The 4,074-nt window shown below is 42.6% G+C and carries 4 protein-coding genes and 1 pseudogene; 1 reads left to right on the forward strand and 4 read right to left on the reverse strand.

The features are described 5' to 3' along the window. Positions 1 to 130: 130 nt before the first annotated feature. Positions 131 to 481: pseudogene (locus tag Q0F58_RS17665) on the reverse strand (Sir2 silent information regulator family NAD-dependent deacetylase); the annotation flags it as partial. A 227-nt stretch (positions 482 to 708) separates the two neighbouring features. Between Q0F58_RS17665 and Q0F58_RS17670 the strand changes: the two are divergent. Beyond that, positions 709 to 1,212 carry a CarD family transcriptional regulator gene (locus tag Q0F58_RS17670; RefSeq protein WP_294379175.1) on the forward strand — a complete coding sequence of 168 codons (504 nt, stop codon included), beginning with the start codon at positions 709 to 711 and terminating at the stop codon, positions 1,210 to 1,212. A 56-nt stretch (positions 1,213 to 1,268) separates the two neighbouring features. Here Q0F58_RS17670 and Q0F58_RS17675 read toward each other — a convergent pair whose 3' ends face one another. The 3 genes from Q0F58_RS17675 to Q0F58_RS17685 all read right to left on the reverse strand — a co-directional run. After that, positions 1,269 to 1,847, reverse strand: a complete 579-nt coding sequence (locus tag Q0F58_RS17675; RefSeq protein WP_294379176.1) for an AAA family ATPase — start codon at positions 1,845 to 1,847, stop codon at positions 1,269 to 1,271. A 2-nt stretch (positions 1,848 to 1,849) separates the two neighbouring features. Further along, a complete protein-coding gene (locus Q0F58_RS17680) occupies positions 1,850 to 3,271 on the reverse strand; it encodes an MATE family efflux transporter (RefSeq protein WP_294379177.1) in 1,422 nt (473 codons plus the stop codon). A 194-nt stretch (positions 3,272 to 3,465) separates the two neighbouring features. Next, positions 3,466 to 4,074, reverse strand: a 609-nt coding sequence (locus Q0F58_RS17685) for an alpha/beta fold hydrolase (RefSeq protein ID WP_294379178.1), incomplete at its 5' end; no start/stop codon positions are given.

The raw sequence follows: 4,074 nt of genomic DNA on the forward strand, positions 1-4,074 counted from the left end.
TTCTTTTCTAACTTTATTTTATGATGAAAATATCTATTTTTCAACACAAAAATTCTAAAATTTATATTAAAATACCTTGTTGAAATAGATTGTTATTCTGATTATTGCAATTCTCTCCTGACAAATTTTTTTAAAGTTGCGCAAGAATCTCTCCGATATCTCCATCCATGCATACCGATCTCTTCCTGATTTCATCGGGTGCATAGGATTCCCCGGAGTTCAGGCAGGCATACACCGCCTTGGGATTCTCAGCGGTCATATGCCAGAAGGGATATTTGATAATGCCCGGCGTGTTGTAACCGACGCCCAGCTCCAAAAACAGGATCTTCAATCCTTCATGCCTGCGCAGGAATTCTGAATACCGTTCCGCTGCCCGGTGCCAGCCCTCGTCCTCCACGAAAGTATCATCTGCCCGGAGATTCATGCTCATGGGTCTTCCGCATTTCGGACAATGCGGAACCAGATCCGACGGGATCTCCATTTTCGGTATAGTTCCCTCCGGAAGAATCATGGCGCCATCTGCTCCTGTTCCATTTTCCCTACTTTATTATTTTCTGATCCGATTCTTTCCATATACTTGTGCTATTTCCCCTGTTCCAAGTCCGCATCTTTGTTTGATCCTATTATTTTAGCATTTGCACACCTAAAAAACTACTTACGAAAAAAATTTTCTTCCTTTATAATAAAAAATAGAAAGGTGGGAAGCGAATGTTTACCAAAGGAGAATATGTCGTATATGAACAAAAGGGCGTCTGCCGCGTAGAAGGATTCGAAGCTCCGGATATTCCCGGTATCGCAAAGGATCGGACTTATTATGTTCTTTTACCAGTTTTACAAGGGGGAAAATTATATGTTCCTGCGGATTCTGCCGAAGGTAAGATGCGGAAGATCATTTCCAGGCAGGAAGCCGAAGAACTGATTGCAAAACTTGACCAGATCGATCCCTTAAAGGCCTCCGATGACAAGACAGCCGAGGAATTGTACAAGAGCTGTATGCGAAGTTATGATTATACGGAATGGATCCGCTTAATCAAATGTATTTATCAGCATCAGCAAAACCGGATCAAAGAAGGAAAGAACGTAACCAGCCGGGATCAGAAATATATGCGGATGGCCGAAGAAGTTCTCTATTCCGAACTTAGTATTGCGCTGGATATCCCAAGAGAACAGGTATTAACCTATATTCTGTCGAAGGAGCATGTTCAAAAATAAAGAAAGAACGCAAATTCAAAAGCAGCAAATCTTTTTCAAGATTTGCTGCTCTTATTTTAGTAAAGGCTGCTGATAATCTCTACACACCTGTCAATTCCAAATTCACCACTATCCAGTGAAAGATGATAATTCTGTGCCTGTCCCCATTTCATATTAGTGTAAAAACGATAATAGGAGGCTCTGCGCTTATCCTTATCCTGCAAACGCTGTTCCGGAGATTGTTCTCTTTCACCATATACCTTTACAATACGTTCAGCCCGGAAATCTGTATCCGCGTGAATAAAAACCTTCAGACAATCTGCCTGCTCACGAAGAATGTAATCTGCACAACGTCCTACAATTACACATGGCTCCTTTTGGACAAGTTCAGAAATTATTCTGCATTGCAGATTCCATAGAATATCCTCATTGGTCTGTCCGAATGACCGGTTCACAAACAAACTGGACAGGTAATTGCCTGGAGTGTATTCTCCTGCCTCTTTGATGTACTCTTCCGCGAATCCACTTTTTTCAGAAAGCTCATGGATCAGCTCTGCATCATAACAGGGGAGCCCAAGTTTCTCAGCAGTTTTTTTACCAATGGTACGGCCGCCACTGCCAAATTCACGACTGATCGTAATAATTCTGTTATTCATTTTCATTCCTCCCTTAACTGTTTGGTCTGAGTACTGTCACCCAGTTCCTTATAAGTCTGACGAATAAAGTAAGCTGCAATGACAAAGGTTAAAATATCTGCCACCGGAAAAGACCACAGCAGTCCATCCAGTCCCATAAAGATGGGCATAAGGATAGGCAGAAATACACCAAAAATAATTTCACGGGTCAGGGAAATTATCGTAGACACTGCTGCTTTTCCAAGAGCCTGCAAATAAATGAACGTCCCCTTGTTAACTGTTGCCAGAATCATCATACACAGATAGATGCGGAAGCATTTAACAGCGAAATCCGCATAGTAGGCACTTTCATTTGCCGCACCGAACAGATTCGCAATTTGTAAAGGAAAACATTCCACAATGATAAGTGCAATACCACCCACAACCGCTTCGGTTGTCAACAGATAGGTAAAAAGTGATTTTGCCCGGTCCTTCCGTCCGGCCCCGATGTTATATCCTACCACCGGAATACAACCGGCTGCCAGACCAATGGCAATGGAAATTGCAATCTGGAAGAATTTCATTACAATTCCCAGTACGGCCAGGGGAATCTGTGCATATTCCGTCTGTCCGAAAACCGGATCCAGTGCACCATATTTCATACAGGTATTCTGCACCGCAGCCATAGAAACCACAAGAGAAACCTGCGCCAGAAAGCTGGTCATACCCAAAGCAAGAAATTTAGGGATCAGTCTGCCGCTAAGCCTGAAACTGCTCTTTTCAATTTTCACGGCTTTCATGTGGCACAAATACCAGATGGAAAGTCCTGCTGTCAAAATCTGTCCTATGACCGTTGCTACTGCCGCCCCCATCATTCCCCACTTAAAGGCATAAATAAAAACGGGGTCAAGAATAATGTTTGCAACGGCACCACTAAGTGTTGCCGCCATTGCAAATTTAGGACTTCCGTCACTTCGAATAATGGGGTTCATGGCCTGCCCGAACATATAGAATGGTATGCCCAGCGCAATCCAAAAGAAGTATTCTTTTGACAAGACATAGGTCTCCGTATTAACCTTTCCTCCAAACAGAGTCAGAATCGGTTCTTTAAAAATCAGATAAATAACCGTCAGAATAATACTACTGATTATGCATAGAACAATGGAGTTTCCCACACTACGGTGTGCATCCTCCTTCTTATTACCTCCCAGTGCAATACTGACAAAGGCACAGCATCCGTCACCAATCATCACCGCAATGCCAAGTGCCAGAACGGTCAGTGGAAAAACAACGGTATTGGCTGCATTACCGTAAGAGCCAAGGTAATCGGCATTAGCGATGAAAATCTGGTCAACGATGTTATATAGTGCACCAACCACCAGAGAAATCACACAGGGAATGGAATACTTCCGCATAAGTTTTGTTAACTTTTCCGTTTCGAGAAAAGCATTTTGTTTTTGTTCCATTGGAACGACCTCCTTCTTTGACGATAAAAAGCACATCCCCCTGTATACGCAAAAAAAACGATACAAAGGGCATAATCCGTCTCGTATCAGATTGCATAAAATGCCTCTTGTATCGTGTCAAATTTTTATTTTGTTTAAGATATAATATAACCTAAAGCACTAAAAAATTCAAGTGAAATTCAGATAAATTGTCTCTATAACTTCTCCATCATTTCCACAAATAATTCCGGCTTCTGTAAGACAAGTCCGCCATGTCCCAGATCCGGTAATACTTGAAACTCTGTCTGTGGAAATTTTGTTTTCATATAATGAAGATCCTTTTTTCTCTCCTTCTCCTCGTCTTTCGCATACCAGTAATGAATCTGCGTATCGATTGCCGGAAGTGGATCGGGAACCTTATAATTATTGCATGAGTCAAAGGTTCTCCATAACGTTTTCCTGCTGCAATGCCGCAGGACATCTGCTACATATTGCAGATCCTCCCTGGAATAGTCATCGGTTGCGAATGCTTTTTCCAAAAGTCCTACACCGCCTGCCCTTCCAATCATCATCATGAGATAATCCTTCAGAGCAATGAAGCGCGTGACAATCCATGGCAGCTGATAGGGCGTAATTCCGCCATCCATAACGCAATGCCGGATTCTGATCTTTTGTCCAAGTGCGGTCATCAACGCAATGGAACCTCCCATGGAGCAGCCGTATACCGCATACAATTCTGTGTATCCTTCTGCTTTAAGTCCGTCATTCAGTTCTGATGCTATCTGTTCCACACTGGTATAATCACTGTCGTTCTCAAAATCATA

Source organism: uncultured Clostridium sp., from assembly GCF_934754915.1.
GTDB lineage: Bacteria > Bacillota > Clostridia > Clostridiales > Clostridiaceae > Clostridium.